General features: G+C 60.2%; 20 protein-coding genes. 3 read left to right on the top strand and 17 right to left on the bottom strand.

Annotated features, from left to right (window positions below; all coding sequences use genetic code 11):
- Positions 1 to 36 precede the first annotated feature (36 nt).
- The 8 genes from L53_RS10025 to L53_RS09995 all read right to left on the bottom strand — a co-directional run bounded on the left by L53_RS10025 (position 37) and on the right by L53_RS09995 (position 5450).
- A complete protein-coding gene (locus L53_RS10025) occupies positions 37 to 663 on the bottom strand; it encodes an outer membrane beta-barrel protein (protein ID WP_233347762.1) in 627 nt (208 codons plus the stop codon).
- Positions 664 to 668: 5 nt separating this feature from the next.
- Positions 669 to 1127: a YbgC/FadM family acyl-CoA thioesterase gene (locus L53_RS10020; protein WP_034814779.1), complete on the bottom strand. Its 459-nt coding sequence runs from the start codon at positions 1125 to 1127 to the stop codon at positions 669 to 671.
- A gap of 31 nt (positions 1128 to 1158) precedes the next feature.
- Positions 1159 to 1713 (bottom strand): lipocalin family protein, encoded by a 555-nt coding sequence (locus L53_RS10015; protein ID WP_051607793.1) that lies wholly within the window; start codon positions 1711 to 1713, stop codon positions 1159 to 1161.
- Positions 1714 to 1770: 57 nt separating this feature from the next.
- Complete coding sequence (locus L53_RS10010; RefSeq protein ID WP_051607792.1) at positions 1771 to 2772, bottom strand: alpha/beta fold hydrolase; 1002 nt, start codon at positions 2770 to 2772, stop codon at positions 1771 to 1773.
- Positions 2773 to 2837: 65 nt separating this feature from the next.
- Complete coding sequence (locus tag L53_RS10005; protein WP_034814775.1) at positions 2838 to 3590, bottom strand: HesA/MoeB/ThiF family protein; 753 nt, start codon at positions 3588 to 3590, stop codon at positions 2838 to 2840.
- Entirely contained in the window at positions 3587 to 3793 is a 207-nt protein-coding gene (locus L53_RS17585; RefSeq protein WP_255342016.1) for a hypothetical protein, read from the bottom strand. Before L53_RS17585 ends, L53_RS10005 begins: the two co-directional genes overlap by 4 nt.
- Complete coding sequence (locus L53_RS17580; RefSeq protein ID WP_255342015.1) at positions 3790 to 4167, bottom strand: hypothetical protein; 378 nt, start codon at positions 4165 to 4167, stop codon at positions 3790 to 3792. Before L53_RS17580 ends, L53_RS17585 begins: the two co-directional genes overlap by 4 nt.
- Positions 4164 to 5450, bottom strand: a complete 1287-nt coding sequence (locus L53_RS09995; protein ID WP_198019786.1) for a glutamate-5-semialdehyde dehydrogenase — start codon at positions 5448 to 5450, stop codon at positions 4164 to 4166. The genes L53_RS17580 and L53_RS09995 overlap by 4 nt, the downstream gene beginning before the upstream one ends.
- A 157-nt stretch (positions 5451 to 5607) precedes the next feature.
- On the opposite strand from L53_RS09995, the gene L53_RS09990 reads away from it, so the two are divergent.
- Entirely contained in the window at positions 5608 to 7179 is a 1572-nt protein-coding gene (locus tag L53_RS09990) for a long-chain-fatty-acid--CoA ligase (protein ID WP_034814772.1), read from the top strand.
- A 55-nt stretch (positions 7180 to 7234) separates the two neighbouring features.
- Here the strand turns inward: L53_RS09990 and L53_RS09985 are convergent, their stop codons facing one another.
- The 6 genes from L53_RS09985 to L53_RS09960 all read right to left on the bottom strand — a co-directional run bounded on the left by L53_RS09985 (position 7235) and on the right by L53_RS09960 (position 12414).
- Complete coding sequence (locus L53_RS09985; protein WP_034814770.1) at positions 7235 to 7504, bottom strand: hypothetical protein; 270 nt, start codon at positions 7502 to 7504, stop codon at positions 7235 to 7237.
- Positions 7505 to 7778: 274 nt separating this feature from the next.
- Entirely contained in the window at positions 7779 to 8300 is a 522-nt protein-coding gene (locus tag L53_RS09980; protein WP_034814768.1) for a CarD family transcriptional regulator, read from the bottom strand.
- A 245-nt stretch (positions 8301 to 8545) separates the two neighbouring features.
- A complete protein-coding gene (gene fdxA / locus L53_RS09975) occupies positions 8546 to 8890 on the bottom strand; it encodes a ferredoxin FdxA (protein WP_034814766.1) in 345 nt (114 codons plus the stop codon).
- An 85-nt stretch (positions 8891 to 8975) separates the two neighbouring features.
- Positions 8976 to 9422, bottom strand: a complete 447-nt coding sequence (locus L53_RS09970) for a TerB family tellurite resistance protein (protein ID WP_051607791.1) — start codon at positions 9420 to 9422, stop codon at positions 8976 to 8978.
- Positions 9419 to 9706 (bottom strand): RNA-binding S4 domain-containing protein, encoded by a 288-nt coding sequence (locus L53_RS09965; protein ID WP_034814764.1) that lies wholly within the window; start codon positions 9704 to 9706, stop codon positions 9419 to 9421. The genes L53_RS09970 and L53_RS09965 overlap by 4 nt, the downstream gene beginning before the upstream one ends.
- Positions 9703 to 12414: a helicase-related protein gene (locus L53_RS09960; RefSeq protein ID WP_233347734.1), complete on the bottom strand. Its 2712-nt coding sequence runs from the start codon at positions 12412 to 12414 to the stop codon at positions 9703 to 9705. Before L53_RS09960 ends, L53_RS09965 begins: the two co-directional genes overlap by 4 nt.
- A 218-nt stretch (positions 12415 to 12632) precedes the next feature.
- Here L53_RS09960 and L53_RS09955 point away from each other — a divergent pair, with 218 nt between their 5' ends.
- Entirely contained in the window at positions 12633 to 13769 is a 1137-nt protein-coding gene (locus L53_RS09955; RefSeq protein ID WP_034814760.1) for an acyltransferase, read from the top strand.
- Between the two features lie 6 nt (positions 13770 to 13775).
- On the opposite strand, the gene L53_RS09950 is transcribed toward L53_RS09955, so the two are convergent.
- Positions 13776 to 14591: a UDP-2,3-diacylglucosamine diphosphatase gene (locus L53_RS09950; protein ID WP_034814758.1), complete on the bottom strand. Its 816-nt coding sequence runs from the start codon at positions 14589 to 14591 to the stop codon at positions 13776 to 13778.
- A 135-nt stretch (positions 14592 to 14726) separates the two neighbouring features.
- Between L53_RS09950 and L53_RS09945 the strand changes: the two genes are divergently transcribed.
- A complete protein-coding gene (locus L53_RS09945; protein WP_034814756.1) occupies positions 14727 to 15101 on the top strand; it encodes a hypothetical protein in 375 nt (124 codons plus the stop codon).
- Between the two features lie 35 nt (positions 15102 to 15136).
- On the opposite strand, the gene L53_RS09940 is transcribed toward L53_RS09945, so the two are convergent.
- Positions 15137 to 16066, bottom strand: a complete 930-nt coding sequence (locus L53_RS09940; protein ID WP_034814754.1) for a DMT family transporter — start codon at positions 16064 to 16066, stop codon at positions 15137 to 15139.
- A complete protein-coding gene (locus tag L53_RS09935; RefSeq protein WP_034814751.1) occupies positions 16063 to 16965 on the bottom strand; it encodes an aldo/keto reductase family oxidoreductase in 903 nt (300 codons plus the stop codon). Before L53_RS09935 ends, L53_RS09940 begins: the two co-directional genes overlap by 4 nt.
- Positions 16966 to 17068: the final 103 nt, after the last annotated feature.

The raw sequence follows: 17068 nt of genomic DNA, 5'->3' as shown, positions 1-17068 counted from the left end.
TGGGCAATCGGCCGATATTTGGCACCGGGCCTACGATCAATTGGACAAGTCGGGCAGGAACCATCGCGTGCCGACATAGAAGTTGTAGGCGCGGTTGATGCCATCAATTCCGCCAAGGTTCGACGCGACGGCCTGATCCGAATACGAGACGTATTCACTGCCCAGCGACAAACGGAAATTGTCCGACAGATGATAGGTCGCGCCAGCAAACAGATTCCAGTAGGCACTGGAATTGGTGTCCTTGCCGACCACGATGAAATCCGGATTGATGTCCGCGGGGCCAGAGAAATTGAAATCGAGCACCCCTGCCCCACCGCCCGCGCCCAGGAATGGGCGCAACCGCTGGCCTTCCCGGAAATCATAGAAGGCATGAACCCCGATCGAGCGACTTGTGAAATCGCCACTTGCCGTGCTCGCACCGTTCAATCCCGCGATATTGGCCCAGCGGAATCCGTATTCGGCCTCCAGACGAACAGAGTGGTTGACCCGGTAGCCCAGGGCCCCGGCGATCTCCCGGCTGTCATCGAAGATCAGATTGTTCTGGTCCCCGATCGACCCGTATCCACGCACGGCAACATAGAAACCGCGCTCGGCATCAAAGTCTGCTTCTGCCTGCGCAACCGCCGGATAGGTCAGGCACGCGCCCCACAGCGCCAGGTGCATCAATTTCAAGACTCGCCCTCCCAGCGATATGCTTCGAGTTGCTTCACCAATTCGCGGATCGGACGACGCGGACGGCCATCGGCGTGAATCATGACAGCTGTGATCTCACCCTCTGCAATGATTTCCTCTCCCCTGAAACAGGTTTGGGAAAAAAGGATGCGGGGTCCGTCGGTGCCGATATATCGCGTCCGGATATGTAGCAGATCGTCTACCCGCGCCGCTTTGCGATAGTCCACTTCAACCCGCGTCAGCGTGAAAGCCGCCGGGTCTTCCCGCTCCAGCAGGGATTGATGGGAGACGCCAGCGTCGCGCAGATGATCTGATCGCCCCCGCTCGAAAAAGCGGAGATAATTGGCGTGATAGACCATGCCTGTGAAGTCGGTGTCTTCATAGTAGACCCGCACGGTGATCCAGTGCTGGTGCTCGGCATCAAAATTGTGGGCATCGAGATTGGGAAGGCTCATTCGGTTCGCCTACCAAAGCTCGCAATAATCGTCACCCCTGTTCCGATTGCAGGGTCATTTCGAGCGGAGCCGTTTCGTATCCAAGCTCTTCGGCACGCGTCTTCAGACGCGCCAGGGTTTTCGCATCAAGCTGCGCCGTGCGCGAGAGGATCCACAGATACTTGCCGTCCGGACTGCCAACGAGGGCTGCCGAATAATCCGGCTCCAGCGCCAGCACCCAATAGTCCCCTTCTGCGAACGGAACCCATGCGGGCGCAAACTTCACTTTCAGCTTGCTGTTGCCGGATCCCTCCACGATGCGGGCCTTGCCTTCAGCCACCGTTTTCTCTCCGTCGAGCGATCCCTTGAAACACGTATTGGTCACCGACACGGTGCCATCGGGGTTCAGTCCATACTCAGCCGTCACACCCGTGCAATTGCGTTCAAACCCATTCGGATAGCGGGCAATTTCGTACCAGAGGCCAGCATACCGATCGAGATCGACAGACGGCACGGTCGGCGGCGTCGAATCGCTGGCGCGATAATCAGGTTGGCTCGTACAGGCTGCAAGCAGGGCGGCGGCAATGACGGGAAGGGCGAGGCGCATATGGGGGTCTCCTATGCCTCTCCTACGCATGAACCTGCCGACTGGTTTCCCGGAAACTCATTCGCCGTCTGGTTCAACTACCTCAGGCTCTGCGGTTTCTTCGGAATAGATGGTAGCAAGAAACGCGCGGAAATCTTTCACCGAGGCAGCAGGCTGTTCCTCTTGCGGGATATGCCCGGTCTCAGGATAGATGATGAGCTTCGACCCCGGGATGGCATCGGCAAACTTTTCCGCATGTGCCACGGGAATCAGATTGTCAGTATCGCCATGCAAGATCAGCGTCGGCACGGCGATTGCGCTCAGCCTCTCCTTGGACGCAGGCACCCGCAGTGTCGTGCCGCTCATGATCTTGAGCAGCGCCTCGCGATGGCACGGCGCACGAGACATGGCCGAATACCGCTCCACCATTTCATCCGTCACCAGTTCAGGATCCGCAAAGCTGTTTTCCAGCCCCGACCGGATCAAGGCTGACATGTCGAGATCCTTCATCACGTTGCGGGCAAACCCATTGCGCAGCAATTTGAAGATCACCGGGTCCTTGTCGTCCTCGCCCGGCGCACTGAGCCAACCGGCCGCATCCACCAGGACCAATCCATCCAGCCTGTCCGGATGGGCGAGTGCATAGGCCCAGGCCGTGTGCCCGCCCATGGAACTGCCGACGAGGGTGAACTGGTTAACGTCCAGTGAATGCGTCACGCGGTCGATACTGGCAATGAATTGCTCGATGCCGATCTCATCATTGTCGACGCAGCGTGACAGGCCATGGCCCGGCAGGTCCAACCGGATGACCCGATAATCCTTGCGCAGATTGCGCACCCATGCGTCCCAGGTGTTCAGAGAGGCAGAATAACCATGCACGAGCACAAGTATTGGCGCGTCGCGCGGACCGGTATCGGTAAAATGCAACTCTATCTGACTACCGGATTTCAGGAACCGGCTGTTCGATTTCGAGTAGACTGACTCCAATGTGTTGTAGGAAATGTCCGGACGGCGCAGCATCAACCAGCCCGCCGTGAGAATGATCGCAACCGTCACCAGCACGACTAGCAATCGTTTCATCTTGTTCCCGGCTCCCGCAGTTTCAAATCAGGTGACCGGCACTAAGCCCCCCTGAGGACGCCAAGTCAAATCGCACGCTCAGTGCCGCAAACACTACAGGTTGCATCTCGCCGCAACCGAACTTTCCTGATGTCGGCCGACAAACCATCGATTAGAATAAGATTTCCAATCATGGACTCTCCGGCGCCTGTCACCAGCTTCACGACCTCAAGCGCCATCAGCGTAGAGACCATTCCGGTCACGGGCCCAACCACACCAACTTCATCGCAAGCCGCCGCATTCGGAGGCGTTTCAGGCACCCAGCACCGATAGCATGGCGCGCCGTCCCGGCAGCCGGACGCGAACACGCTGGCTTGCCCGGTCCACCCTGCGGCCGCGCCGTGCACCAACAGGCGTTCGCTCAGGTGCGCCGCTGCGTTGAGGGCGTAGCGTGTTGGAAAGTTGTCCGTTGCATCGACCAAGATGCTGCCGGACAACGGGTCGGACGGCGACCATTTCTTTCGACGCGTATTGACCCTTGTCCCGGGATGATCCGTCGCCAGGCGCGCCGCCAGGATATCCACCTTGGCCTTGCCGAGATCGCGTTCACCAAACTGAATTTGTCGCTGCAGGTTCGAGCGCTCAATAACATCATCGTCCCAGATTTCGATCTGCCCGATACCTGCAGCCGCCAGGAACATTGCGCACGGCCCGCCGAGCGCCCCTGCCCCGACAATGGATATCGATGCAGCGCGCAACTTCTGTACGCCGGGCCCGCCTATTTCCTTCAGCATGATGTGGCGCTTGTGCCGGGCGAGGTCTTCCGGGCTGAGGCTCATTGTCCTACTTTCTTCTGGCGGATAGCGGTCGAGGAGATCGGGTCCAGCGGCGCAGGAAGATAGACCCATGCAGGCGGATCACAATCCGGCAGCAAGGCGGCAGCCGCGGCCGGGATGCGATTGCTGGCAAAGCGACGGGCAAACGGAGAGTTGCGGGCACCCGGCCCAATCCCCGGACGCGCCACGATGGCGATCGGCATCATGGCGGCAATCCCCTGCCAAGCGCCCCAGAGATGGAAATTGACCATATTGTCAGCTCCCAGGCGGGTGCTGCCGCCGTCAGCTTAGACAGGGTACGATAGGAATAAGTCAGGCCAAGCCGTGCCTCGATATCTGTCACACGCATTCGTGGATGGTCTGCTACCGCCTCGGCTGACTGGAACCGGCCCGCAAAATCTCCGTGTCCGGTCTTCAGGGGATTCCCACGTGCCACGATCCACCAGACCCAGTCGAGCTGAAGTCGTTTCATGGCTGTGGATGCGACATGGAAGTGACCGGAATGGGCCGGATTGAAACTGCCGCCAAACAGGCCGATGCGGAGGCCAGCCGATGGTCCTGGTAAAATGGCTTGGCTCAAGGACGAACCTGCCCGGTTCCTCGCACGATATATTTGTACGTTGTCAGTTGTTCGGCCCCCACGGGTCCGCGCGCATGGATGCGGCCCGTGGCGATGCCAATCTCGGCGCCCATACCAAACTCGCCGCCATCGGCAAATTGGGTAGAGGCATTGTGCAGCAAAATCGCGCTGTCGACCGTCGCGAAGAAGCGCTCTGCTGCATCAGAATCTTCAGTGATGATACATTCTGTGTGTCCGGACGACCAGGTGCCAATATGCGCCAGCGCTGCACTCAGATCATCGACAACCGCAACAGCCAGGATCGGCGCCAGATACTCGGTGGACCAATCGGCCTCGGTGGCTTCGACCATCTCCGGCACGATGGCGCGGGCGCGGTCATCTCCGCGTAATTCACAGCCCGCTTCCAACAGTCCGGCAGCGATCTTCGGCAATAGGTCATTCGCCACGTCCGCATCGACCAAGAGCGTTTCCGCCGAGCCGCAGATTCCCGTCCGGCGCATCTTTGCATTCACGACAATGGAAACTGCTTTCTCAGGATCAGCAGCCTTGTCGACGATGACATGGCAAAGCCCTTCGAGATGACCGATCACGGGAACGCGCGCATCCTTTTGCACGCGCTCGACCAGGCTGCGCCCACCGCGCGGGACGATCACGTCCACATTGCCTTCGAGGCCGGCCAGCATGTGGCCTACTGCGGCGCGATCGGTGGTCATGACCAGTTGCACCGCGTCTTCAGGCAATCCCTCCGTCTTCAGCGCGCCGCGCATGGCGGCAATGATCGCGCGGGACGAGTGCGTGCTTTCAGACCCGCAGCGCAGGATCGCCGCATTGCCCGAGCGCAGGCAAAGCGCGCCGGCATCGGCGGTGACATTCGGGCGGCTCTCATAGATGATGCCGATCACGCCCAGCGGCACGGCGATCCGCGCAATGTCCAGCCCGTTCGGACGCTCCCACCGCGCCAGCTCTTTGCCAATCGGGTCAGGCAGGCGCGCCACGGCTTCCACACTGGAGGCAATCCCCTCAAGGCGCGCGGCATCCAGGGCCAGCCGATCCAGCATGGCGGCGTCGAGACCCTTGGCTTCGGCAGCGTCCATATCCTGCGCATTGGCCGCCAGGATATGGGAGGCAGACGCACGAATCGTGGCCGCGACCGCCTGCAAACCGCGGGTTCGGTCAGCGGGCGTCATCTGGCCCAGCTTGCGAGACGCGGCACGGGCGCGGCGGCCCATGTCGAGCATGGTTTCAGCGAGGTCTACGGTGTCGGCTATCATCGTATCAGTCATGTCATGGGATGTGCCGGAAAGCCGGGCCGACCGCAAGACGGCTAAACGTCGCCTACTTCAGCTATCCCAATAGTGATGGCCGGTGGGGACGGGCTGACTCTTCGGGATTTTGCCCTAGAATAGCTTGAAAGAAACAAGAATTTCATCGGAGGAACCCATGATCGATGTAGAGGCAATGCCTCATCTAGCCGATATTCCGCGCGTCCAGGCCAGCATCCGCCCGGATGAGGAGGCTTTCTGGTTCGAAGGCGAGACAACCAGCTTCGCCGAGTTGGAGACACGTTCCACCCAGATCGCCAACGGCGTGATCGGCCAGGGCGTGAAGCCGGATGACCGGGTCGGCTATCTCGCCAAGAACATGGCTGTCTATTACGAGATGCTGTTCGGCGCCGCCAAGGCGCGCGCAACGATGACTGCCGTCAACACCCGACTCGCCGCACCCGAAGTGCAATTCATCCTGTCGGATGCGCGCGTGAAAGTGCTGTTCGTCGGAAAAGATTTCTACGGCCTGATCGACCAGATCCGCGCCGAATTGCCAGACCTTGAACACGTGATCGCGATTGATGGCGATCGGGAAGATTGGAAGGCCTACACGGCATGGCGTGACAGCCAGCTGACCGATCCACCGGGCCTCACGACCCGCGACGACGATGATGTCATCCAGCTTTATACATCCGGCACAACCGGCATGCCCAAGGGCGTGCAACTGACCAATGGCAACTACCGCGCCATCTTTGAGCAGGCCGGCATGCTGGAATGGGCAAGCTATGATGTCGGCGACGCGGTCATGAATGCGATGCCCCTCTTCCATGTGGCGGGTGTAAACATCGGTATCCTGACGGCCGCGCAAGGCGCCAAGGCTGTCGTACTGCGTGAAATCGATCCGGCAGCAATCTTGAAACTGATCCCCGAGCACAAGATCGCCCATGCGTTCTGGGTGCCGGCCGTTATCCTGATGCTGACCCAGATGCCAAATGTGCGCGACATCAACTGGTCGAGCCTGAAGCAGGTTTTCTATGGCGCCTCTCCGATTGCCGAGAGTTTGCTGCTCGATGCGCAGGACATCATGGGTGCGCGTTTCACCCAGCTCTACGGACTGACCGAGACGGGCGGCTGCGGAACCTATTTGCCGCCTGAAGCCCATGACCCGGCCTGGGGAAAGCTGCGCTCATGCGGCGTGCCCTATCCGGCCACAATCGTGCGATGCCTCGACGCAGAAGGGAATCCCGTCCCCACCGGCGAAGTTGGCGAGATCGCCATCAAGTCCGCCTTCGTCATGAAAGGATACTGGAACCGCCCGGATGCCACAAAGGAATCGGTCGACGCGTCCGGGTTCTTCCGGACAGGAGACGCGGGCTATTTCGACGAAGACGGATTTCTCTATATCCACGACCGCGTAAAGGACATGATCGTGTCCGGCGGCGAGAACATTTATCCCGCCGAAGTCGAGAATGCGATCTTTGGCCACCCTGGCGTGGCGGACGTGGCAGTTATTGGCGTGCCCGACGAAAAATGGGGCGAGGCCGTCAAGGCCATCATCGTCGTCAAGCCGGGCGAAGCGCCGACTCAGGACAGCATAATCGCCTGGGCGCGCGAACGCATTGCCGGCTATAAATGCCCGAAGACGGTAGAGTTCATAGAGGTGCTGCCCCGTAATCCGTCCGGCAAAGTCTTGCGCAAGGATTTGCGCGAAACTTACTGGAAGGACCAGGCGCGTCGCATCAGCTGATCAGAAGGCGGATGGCATGGCGTCCCCCATGCCGTCCGCTATCAATCATATTGGACTAGTTGGCGAGGCTCAGCCAGTCGCGGGCTGAAGACAGCGCCACTTTGACTTCTTCCGAGCTCAGCATATCAGCCATTTCCTGACGCTGCACGCGGGCCTCTTCATGTCCCTTGGACACAGCGAGGTTGAACCATTTGTGCGCAGAGATCAGATCCATCTCCGATCCGACACCAGCGGCACAAGCAAGGCCGGCCTGATAGAACTCATCTGCATTCGCGTCGGCGCCCAAAAGGCCACCTGGCTGTATTTCAATATCCGAAAAGGGCATCTTGTTTCTCCTGTCACCCTGCCTTCGCCGCCACCCTGTTTCGGGCATGTCAGCCAAGACATCCATCCGTCACCAGAGCATTCCGGCGACAGGCAAAGAGTGCCTTCTCTCCTTTGCCGTATGGTTAACAGGAACCTGCCCAAACCCCGGCTATTTTAATATTCCGGGTCCGGTTGTTCATTTTTGATGCAATTTGAGGACTTCGGACATGAAAAACCCCCGCACGGCGAGGCGGCCGTACGGGGGTTCTGCATGATCGAAAGGAGTTGGAGGCTTAAGCAGCCACTTTCTTCTTTGCGAGAGATTCTGCGAGTTTTTCCATGGCGTCGCCCTTCTCGATATTCTCGACGGCGGCGAGTTCACGAGCCATACGGTCCAGGGCGCTCTCATAAAGCTGGCGCTCGGAATAGGACTGTTCCGGCTGATCTTCGCCGCGGTGCAGGTCGCGAACGACTTCCGCAATAGAGATCAGGTCACCGGAATTGATCTTCGCTTCATATTCCTGAGCCCGGCGCGACCACATGGTCCGCTTGATGCGCGCACGACCACCCAGGGTCTTCAGCGCATCTTCGACCAGCTTGGAACCCGCCAGTGCGCGCATGCCAGAGGCTTCGGCGCGATTGGTTGGGACGCGAAGGATCATTTTGTCCTGATCAAAGGACACCACATAGACCTCCAGGTCCATGCCGGCCACAGTCTGCTTCTCAACGCTCGTGATCTTGCCCACCCCGTGTGCGGGGTAAACGACGCTTTGACCCACTTCAAACGCCAGTTCCGCAGATGCTTTTTTAGCCATGTTGGATATCGCCCTTTTCTACGCATTTAGAGCCGACAAAATCCCCCCCAGTCCGACGCATTTGACGGTCTGAGTTGAAGTTTCCGGATCTTTTCAGTTATTACTCAAGTCTGAACGATAGCATAAATGTGCAGCTTTTTCAACAGACACGCCCAGATGCTAACCAAGAGTAAAGTTCCCAAGGTCGCTGATTTTGTTAACGTTTATTGAGAAACCCAGCAAAATCAGGGTTCGGACGACCCGATTCAGGCGTCGCCTTCACCCGGTTTGGGGCTGAAATATTTCTCCAGCTTACCGGTTTCTTGCGCAAATTCTTCCCGGTCTGCCGGCGGTTCCTTCATCCGGGTGATATTTGGCCAGGTCTGCGCATACTCGGTATTCAGCTTCAGCCATTTGGCGTCCGGGTCATCCTCGGTATCGGGCTTGATGGCCTCCACAGGGCACTCCGGCTCGCACACACCACAATCGATGCACTCATCCGGGTGGATGACCAGCATGTTCTCGCCTTCATAGAAGCAGTCGACAGGGCAAACCTCGACGCAATCCATGTATTTGCAGCGGATACAGGCATCAACGACAATATAGGTCATGGGCAGGAGGGCCTTCTGGGGTTTGTGCACCGGCGAAATGGCGCGCGCAGGCGCTCATGTCAATGAGGTGTTCTGACAGGAGTCTTCAGGAAGCGTCGGCGATCCGCTTTTCCGCCGCCTGGCGAGCCTGTGCGCGAGAAATATCGTCAATATGCAGCAGCGAGGCGACATGGCGGATATAGGCATCCTCGATATCGCTTTTTTCGCCATCAGCAAGCGCCACCCGGTACAGGCCTTCAATGATGGAAATCCGCTCCGCAATCGGCAGCTTCTTCACATGCTTGGTAAACTGGTGGGAACCGACCGCCTCTTCAGCCAAGGCTTCGCCTTCGGCCAGCACGGCATCCGCCTTGTCTGCATCGAATTTGAACGCTTCCAACAGGATTTCGGCGATCATGTCGCTTTCAATGTTCACATAGACCCCATCAGACAGGGCAGCCTCGACAAGTAGTGCCGCAGCCGCGACTTGCGGGTCCATCGGTCTTTCGGCGGGCGTTTTCTGCCGGAACAGATTTTTCAGCGTGTTCATCATGTGTCGGTCTCCAGCGTCGTGTACATTGCCGCCGCCTCTTCTGCCGGCCCTCTCCGAGTGCCCAGATCCAGCACTTCGACGGTCCTGATATGCGCGCCTCGCGCCAGCGTGACAACATCTCCAACGCAAATAGCGGTGCCCGGCTTGTTGACGCGCCGGGTCTGGCCATTGCGGGTCAATCGGACGCCCCGCTTGCGAATATACGTTCCGGACAGGGCGCGAGTCTTGAAAAACCGTGTCCGCCACAGCCACACATCAAGGCGCAGCGTTGGCGTGTCCGTCATTGAAAGGGCTTGTACTCGAAGCTCGTATCAGCTGCGCTTTCAGCGGCGGCATCCGGCTTGGGTTTTGGCTTGCGTTTCTTTTTCTTTGGTTTGCTAGCCGCCTGCTTGGGCTCCGGCAGCAGGGCTGCGAGCGCCGCGAACGGGCTGTCCGGGTCCGGCTGGCGCGACTGCGAGGCACTGCGGGAATTGGACCGCCCGCCCCCGCCTTGCTGTTTTGGTCCGCGTGGACCTTTCGGGCCTTTGCCACCGGCATTCTGATCTCGGCCGCGCTGGGGCCGCCCGCCTTCAGACCGCCCCTCGGGACGGGCGCGGGACGCATAGCGCCACAAAGTAACGGCATCCGTTTCCTTGTCCTTTTCCGCAGGCGCAAGGCCAAAGCCTTTCAACACGGCGGGCCAGTCATCGGCAGGGCAAGAGACGACGGAGGCCAAGTCGATCTCGATGGGGAAAGCGTTCTTGGAGGCTTCCTTGCGGCGCTTGGCGATCTCCCAGCCAAGACGTTCGGCAAGGTCTGCGCGCACAGCCCGGCGGCCGAAACGGAGATAGCCATTGGCGGCAAGCGCCTCTTCCGGCCATGTGCCATCGAGTGCAAATGACCCGGCCCCTTCTGGTGCCAGTGGGAAAGGCTGACCTTCAAACACAGCGCGCAGAATGGCGATCATGCGCTGGCCTGCAGGCTTTTGCGCATCCGGCACATGTGCCGCGACACGGCCTGCTCTCACGCCAACGCCTTTGAGGGCTTCACGCTGGTCGCCGGTCAGACGCAGACTTGGGTCATCCTGGCGAAGATCAACCGCAGCGCCTGTTTCAAGAAGACGAAAGGCAATCCCGCGCGCGAGGCCTTCCAGCGCATCGCCCGCCTTTTCAACGGCCAGCTTTGTATGAGTTGGCAGGATCTTGGCGGTCTCGGCCGCGGCCCATTGCTCCAGCCGCTGGCGCGCAGCTTCACGCTCAGCTGGGTCGACTTCGGATGCGCCGACAATCTCGACGCGCGGCGCCATCCAGCTCGATCCCTTGGCCAGATGGGCCACGGGCGAATTGATGTGTTCGATCTGGCCTTCATCATTCAGTTTGAACGCATCATCCGGCGCCGCCACGATCAGCGACAGGCGTTCCAGGATCAGCGGGCGCACAGCGGCCTGGGCTGCGCTGCGCACCGCCTTGCCTTCGAGTGTACGGGCATCAAGAACAGGTTCGAAGGTCAGGCCTTTCAGGCGTCCAACGACATGGCCTTCCACACGGACATCACCTTCCGGGGTCAATTCGGTCACGAGGGCGTCTTCCTTCTTCAGGCTGGCAAGCAAAGCGGTGGTTCGCCGGTCCACGAACCGGGCAGTCAGCGCTTCGTGTAGCGCGTCTGACAGGGAGTCTTCAATCTCTCGTGTTCGATCCTGCCATTTTTCCGGGTTTTCCAGCCAGTCAGGCCGATGGGCGGCATAGGTCCAGGTCCGTATATTGGCAAGCCGCTGCTGCAGCTTCGCAATATCACCCTGGGTCGATGAAAGATCATCCAGACGGCGCTCCAGCCCCTTGTCGGCAAGGCGCGCATCCGGATTGGCGAGCGTTTCAGCAAGGCCCAGCACGAGCCGTGCATGGCCTTCCGGCCCAGCTTTGCGGAAGTCTGGCAGGCGGGCCAGATCCCATAGCCGCCGCACTTCGCGCGTACCCGCCACATTCGGCCCGATGGCCGCATCTTCCGACATTCGGCGCAACACCCATTCATCCAGCGCATGCGGATTGTGGATCAGGGATGGATGCCCGGATGGGGTCTCAAGGCTCAGGATCAGGCGGCGCAGGCTGGAGAAGTCGAGTGCCGAGTTGCGCCATTGCAAATGATCCACGGGATCGAACCGATGCGCCTCGATGGCCTGCCATGTCGCTTCATCGAATGGCGGACAGGTCGCTGTCTCCCCAAATTCACCATCGGTACGGAACCGCCCGGCCCGGCCCGCGATCTGTGCGCATTCTGCTGGTGTCAGCAGGCGATGGCGCCGCCCATCGAATTTCGAGCGCGAGGCAAACACGACCCGGTCGACATCAAGGTTCAGCCCCATGCCGATCGCATCTGTTGCCACGATGTAGTCGACTTCGCCGGACTGGTAGAGCTCAACTTGCGAATTTCGCGTGCGCGGGCTCAGCGCGCCCATCACAATCGCCGCTCCCCCCTTCTGGCGCCGCAGCAATTCGCCAATCGCATAGACCTCATCCGCGCTGAACGCGACGATGGCTGTACGCTTCGGCAGTTTGGTGATCTTGCAATGCCCGGTATAGCGAAGCTCTGAAAACCGCTCGCGGGGCTCGGTCTCGGCGCCAAGGTCCAATTTGCGCAACACACTGCGCATCGTGTCGCTGCCCAGCAGCAATGTCTCGTGATTGCCGCGCAAATTCAGGATACGGTCGGTGAAGACATGGCCCCGATCCTGGTCTTCGGCCAGCTGGATCTCGTCAATCGCGACGAAATCCACTTTCAGATCCACCGGCATGGATTCCACTGTGCACACCCAGTATCGCGCCGTACGCGGAACAATGCGCTCCTCACCGGTAATCAGCGCGACATGGGCCGCGCCCTTGCGCTCGACCACACGATCATAAACCTCGCGCGCCAACAGGCGCAGCGGCAGGCCGATCATGCCGGTGCCAAAGCCCGTCATCCGCTCAATGGCGTAATGCGTCTTGCCGGTATTGGTAGGGCCGAGAATGGCCTTCAAGGTCGAACTCATCGACGTTGCGTGGCGGGGCCGCCAATGAAAGTCAAGTTGAGCCTGCAATCGGCCCACACCGCCTGCTCCCGAACTAGTCAATCTGCCCGGAAACTGCCCTTGATCCTGCCGCATGGGAAAAACCCGCCCGCCTATCCAATTAGAGGTTGCCCGGTCCGTTAGCGTCTCCTACAGCCCAGCTCAGACAGTGGGGACTGCGCGTGACAATGACCGCCATCAATCAGGCTCGCTCCACGGGCCAGAGATTTTACGTCCTGGATGGCATGCGCGGGATCGCGGCGATTATCGTGATGCTCTACCATTATATTGGAAGCGGCCAGTCCAGACTGCTCATGAACAGCTATATTGCCGTGGACCTGTTCTTCATCCTCAGCGGCTTTGTCATCTACCATGCCTATGCCAAGGCCCTGCGTAGCGGCATGCCAGCAGGCGTCTTTGCCAACAAACGGATTTCCCGGCTCGCCCCGACTGTCGCGGGCGGCGTGGTACTCGGCGCCATCGCAATGCTGATCGTGTTTGCCGAGACCGGACGGGCCTTCAGCCCCTTTCAGTTTGCCCTGACCCATATCGGACATTTCGCTTTCATCCCGGCGCTCAGCGATTACGAGATCCCTGCGAACGGCACGCTGGAACTCTTCCCGTCCAATCCGCCGCTCTGGTCGATCTTCTACGAATTTGTCGCCAGCATCGCCTTCATCTGGATTGCACGCCTGCCGAAATGGCGACTGGTCGGCACCTGCCTTGCCGCCTTCTCGCTCTACCTGTTTTGCTGTCTCGCGCTGGCCCGCCTGTCCGGCAATGACCTGACCGCCAATGTCGGCTGGAGCCATCAGACCTTCTTCTTCGGCTTTCCGCGCGTCTTCTCGGCCTTCCTCGCAGGGATCATCATCTACCGGCTGGTCCAGAATCCTGCCGGCCCAATGGCCAGATACCTGCCGCGCTTTACAGGCCTGATGCCCACGCTGATCGTCTTCGCGCTGACGCTCGGCATCCTGATGTTCCCGGTTTACGCAAAGGGCGCCTATCAGTTCGTTGCCATCGGCCTGCTCTGCCCGCTGCTCATCCTGATCGGCGCGCGCGCCCAGCCGGGCAGCCTCTGGCTCACAGGGATCTGCGAACGCCTCGGCCTGATCTCGTTCCCGCTCTATTGTGTGCACGAGCCCGTGCGCCACCTGACCGGTGTTCTGCTGCGCCGTACCGGTCTGACGGACATACCGGCCGAATTGCGCGTCACCCTGACCGTGATCCTCGCCCTGCTGGCCTCGGGTGCCTTGCTCTGGCTCCTCGGCCAGTTCCAGGCCCGCCGCCGCCTCAGCGCCAGTTTGAAACCGTTTTTGGGATAGGATGGATCAGGCCATCGCCTCGGCGCGGACCAGCTCTGCGACCGGCGCTTTCTCGTTCACCACATGCGGCTGGAAGTGGAGCAGTTCCCAGCGTCCGTCATGATGCTCGACGAGGGCCGTGCAGCTCTCTACCCAGTCGCCATCATTCATGTAGGTGATGCCGTCGATCTCGCGCATTTCGGCAACATGGATATGGCCACAGATCGCGCCATCATACTCCTTGCGGCGGCAATAGTCGGCCACATGGCCCTCGAAATTATGGATATGGTTCAGCGCCCGCTTGGTGCGCTTCTTCAGGGCCTGCGACAGCGACCAGTACGGCATGCCGAACCAGCGGCGGATCGCGTTCAGCTTCGTATTGGTCCAGAGCAGGAAATTATAGGCATGATCGCCCAGATGCATGATCCATTTGCGGTCAGCCCGCATCATGCCGTCGAACATGTCGCCATGTACGACCAGATAGCGCTTGCCATCTTCGCCCTCATGCACGGCGCGGTTCTTCACCTTGATGTCGCCAAAGGCGAGCCGGAACTGCAGGAAGGCGCGCAGGAACTCGTCATGGTTCCCGATGATATAGGTCACGTCCGTGCCGCGCTTTGCAGCCGTCAGGATACGGCGGATAACGTTCGTGTGTGATTGCGGCCAGTACCATTTCTTGCGCATCCGCCAGCCATCAATGATGTCGCCCACCAGATAGAGCTGTTCGGATGTATGCGTCTTCATGAAGGCGCACAGCGCATCGGCCTGGCATCCGGCACTGCCGAGATGTACATCGGAGATGAAGATCGAACGATAATCAGGGCGAGGATCGGCACGGGTCATGATGCCCGCCCTTAAGTGCGTTCGGTATGAGTTTTATGACAGTTTACCCCCTATTTTCGTCACAAAAATGCAATAAAAACAGGGTTAACAAAAAGACTTGTCCTCCCCCTCCGCAGGCGGAGGTATAATCAGAGCATGGATGACGCCTTCGCCACTTTGCGAAACCTGCCGCCGCACCTGCGGCCGTACCGGTTCTGGATCTGGCTACAGGTCGTGATCCTCACCTTTCACGTGCGCTATATCCAGCGGGATATGCGCGCCATGATGGTGCAAATCTCGCCCCGTGGGGAAGTAGACATCGTTGCCGTCGGCGACGTGCCGGGAACGATCCACCCTGATCCGCTGGCCTTTGAGCCCTCGAAGGGCTTCCGCCTGGCGATGGGTGAAATGGATTTGGCGGCCAGCCCCTGCCGTCACAATACCGCTGTGGCCCTGCGCGACCGGCACGCGCCTGCCCCGTCCCGATACCTGACGCGAAGTGTCCTGATGAAAATCCAGCTATCCTACTAGGCGCCTTCACGGGCGTCGCATGTGCAGGAACAGGCCTAGCCTTCCTTCACGCCGCCGCCGCGCCGGGCAAGCCAAACGCCGCCCAGGATCAGGGTGAAGGCAATCAGCGCCTGCCAGCTCTGCGTCTCGCGGAAGAACACCCAACCCAGCACGGCGCTGACCACTGGAATCGCATAGCCCGTCAGGGACAAGAATGTCGCGCTCGTCCGCGCGATCAGGTACATGTACAGCGCCTGTGCAATTGCCGTCGGGATCACGCCAAGCCCCACCACGGCGGCCCAATGCGTCCAGTCGGCATTGACCTCGGACGGGTGCACCGTGAAGGCCAGCGGCCACGAAACCACCGCCGCCAGCGTGACGAAACCGGTCGCGAACGGAATGGCCTCGATCCGGGGCGCGCCCCGCGCCATCAGGCTCGCAAGGGCGTAATTCATCGTCGCAAGGATCAGCAGCAGCTGTGCCACAACACTCGCATCGCCAAGTCCCTTCATCGCATCCGGCCCGAACAACACAGCCACCCCGGCAAAGCCGGTCAGCACGCCAATCGCGGTTCCGCGATTCATCCGTTCATCCGCAAACAGAAAGGTTGCCCCACTCACCACGAAGATCGGAACCGCCGCCGTATAGAGCGCGGCGAGGCTGGAATTGACCGTCTCCTGAGCGGTCGTGATCAGGAAGAAGGGAAAGACGGAGCCTGCGAGCCCCATCCCGATGATCGCCACCCAGCGCTTGCGGTCTCTCAATGGCGGCAATTTCTGCCCCCGCGCCAACATCAACACCCACAAGACTGCCGCACCAATCGTCAACCGCCCCGGCAGCACCCAGGCCACCGGCAGGCCCATATCCGGATTGCCCTTGTCCACCGCCACCCGGGTCAGCACATAGGCGCCCGCCCAGAACAGGGTCAGCAGGGCAAACAGCCCCCAATCAGCGGCAGAGCGAGTTTGAAGCTGGGGCCCCTTCATGGCATCGCCGCGCCGCGCAACGCCTCTGTAATACTGTACCAGTCCGGCCGGCTGAGCTGGATTTCCAGCGCGCGCGTCGCCGCCTTCAGGCGCGCCGGAGTCTGCGTGCCCAGCAGAACAATGGGCTGCGCCGGATGCATCAGGACGAAAGCCAGCGCCACATCGCTGCGGCTCACGCCATGCCCGGCCGCGATCCTGTCGAGCGCCTGATGCACATCCACCAACCTCTCAGGGTCATCAGGCTGCGGTGTATAACCATCGGCCAGCCGACCGCCCGCCAGCGGCGACCAAACCAGCGCCGCCGCGCCGACTTCCTGGCACCAGTCCAGTGTGCCGTCATCCAGCGGTGCCAGGTGAAGGGCTGAAAATTCCGGCTGCGTGCTTACAAGCTTCGGTCCCAGATGTGCCTGCAATGCGCGGGTCTGTGCGACAGTAAAGTTGGAGACCCCTGCTGCCCCGATCTTGCCGTCCGCCAGAAGGCTTTCCAGCGCGTCGGCAACTTCTTCCCACGGGGTCAACAGATCCGGCCGGTGAATTTGGTAAAGGTCGATCTGTTCAACGCCCAGCCGTGCAAGCGACGCTTCGCAGGCCTCGATCAGGTATTTACGACTCGAATTGTAGGGCGCGGGGGGAATAATCCCGCCCTTGGTCGCCAGCACCATTCTCGTGCGCCGCGCAGGATCGGCCTTCAGCACCTTTCCCAGCAAGACCTCGGCCGCGCCAAATCCATCCCCGCCAAATCCGTAGACGTCAGCCGTGTCGATAAGAGTCATGCCCAGATCGAGCGCGGTCTCAACAAGATTCTCCGCATGGGACAATTCATGTCCCAAAAAGCGCCAGCAACCGAAGCCCAAGGCACCCGCGCGCAGTCCGCTCGTTCCGATCCCTACCTGACGCATGAAACCGCCTCCTCGTGACTTCAGGCCATAAGAGGCCGCTGAAGCCAAGTCCACGACTGATCTCTGTTAGCGAAAACAGGCAGTAAGCGGCGCGAGGCCGCAT

Source organism: Hyphomonas sp. L-53-1-40, from assembly GCF_000682775.1.
Classification (GTDB): Bacteria; Pseudomonadota; Alphaproteobacteria; order Caulobacterales; family Hyphomonadaceae; genus Hyphomonas.
The sequence above is the reverse complement of the archived record's forward strand: the minus strand, read 5'-3'. Positions and strand labels throughout refer to the sequence as shown.

Excerpts from the sequence above, each read along its gene's own strand:
- L53_RS10025 (WP_233347762.1), bottom strand. The coding sequence starts at position 663 with ATGCACCTGGCGCTGTGGGGCGCGTGCCTGACCTATCCGGCGGTTGCG.
- L53_RS10020 (WP_034814779.1), bottom strand. The coding sequence starts at position 1,127 with ATGAGCCTTCCCAATCTCGATGCCCACAATTTTGATGCCGAGCACCAG.
- L53_RS10015 (WP_051607793.1), bottom strand. The coding sequence starts at position 1,713 with ATGCGCCTCGCCCTTCCCGTCATTGCCGCCGCCCTGCTTGCAGCCTGT.
- L53_RS10010 (WP_051607792.1), bottom strand. The coding sequence starts at position 2,772 with ATGAAACGATTGCTAGTCGTGCTGGTGACGGTTGCGATCATTCTCACG.
- L53_RS10005 (WP_034814775.1), bottom strand. The coding sequence starts at position 3,590 with ATGAGCCTCAGCCCGGAAGACCTCGCCCGGCACAAGCGCCACATCATG.
- L53_RS17585 (WP_255342016.1), bottom strand. The coding sequence starts at position 3,793 with ATGATGCCGATCGCCATCGTGGCGCGTCCGGGGATTGGGCCGGGTGCC.
- L53_RS09995 (WP_198019786.1), bottom strand. The coding sequence starts at position 5,450 with ATGACTGATACGATGATAGCCGACACCGTAGACCTCGCTGAAACCATG.
- L53_RS09990 (WP_034814772.1), top strand. The coding sequence starts at position 5,608 with ATGATCGATGTAGAGGCAATGCCTCATCTAGCCGATATTCCGCGCGTC.
- L53_RS09985 (WP_034814770.1), bottom strand. The coding sequence starts at position 7,504 with ATGCCCTTTTCGGATATTGAAATACAGCCAGGTGGCCTTTTGGGCGCC.
- L53_RS09980 (WP_034814768.1), bottom strand. The coding sequence starts at position 8,300 with ATGGCTAAAAAAGCATCTGCGGAACTGGCGTTTGAAGTGGGTCAAAGC.
- fdxA (WP_034814766.1), bottom strand. The coding sequence starts at position 8,890 with ATGACCTATATTGTCGTTGATGCCTGTATCCGCTGCAAATACATGGAT.
- L53_RS09970 (WP_051607791.1), bottom strand. The coding sequence starts at position 9,422 with ATGATGAACACGCTGAAAAATCTGTTCCGGCAGAAAACGCCCGCCGAA.
- L53_RS09965 (WP_034814764.1), bottom strand. The coding sequence starts at position 9,706 with ATGACGGACACGCCAACGCTGCGCCTTGATGTGTGGCTGTGGCGGACA.
- L53_RS09955 (WP_034814760.1), top strand. The coding sequence starts at position 12,633 with ATGACCGCCATCAATCAGGCTCGCTCCACGGGCCAGAGATTTTACGTC.
- L53_RS09950 (WP_034814758.1), bottom strand. The coding sequence starts at position 14,591 with ATGACCCGTGCCGATCCTCGCCCTGATTATCGTTCGATCTTCATCTCC.
- L53_RS09945 (WP_034814756.1), top strand. The coding sequence starts at position 14,727 with ATGGATGACGCCTTCGCCACTTTGCGAAACCTGCCGCCGCACCTGCGG.
- L53_RS09940 (WP_034814754.1), bottom strand. The coding sequence starts at position 16,066 with ATGAAGGGGCCCCAGCTTCAAACTCGCTCTGCCGCTGATTGGGGGCTG.
- L53_RS09935 (WP_034814751.1), bottom strand. The coding sequence starts at position 16,965 with ATGCGTCAGGTAGGGATCGGAACGAGCGGACTGCGCGCGGGTGCCTTG.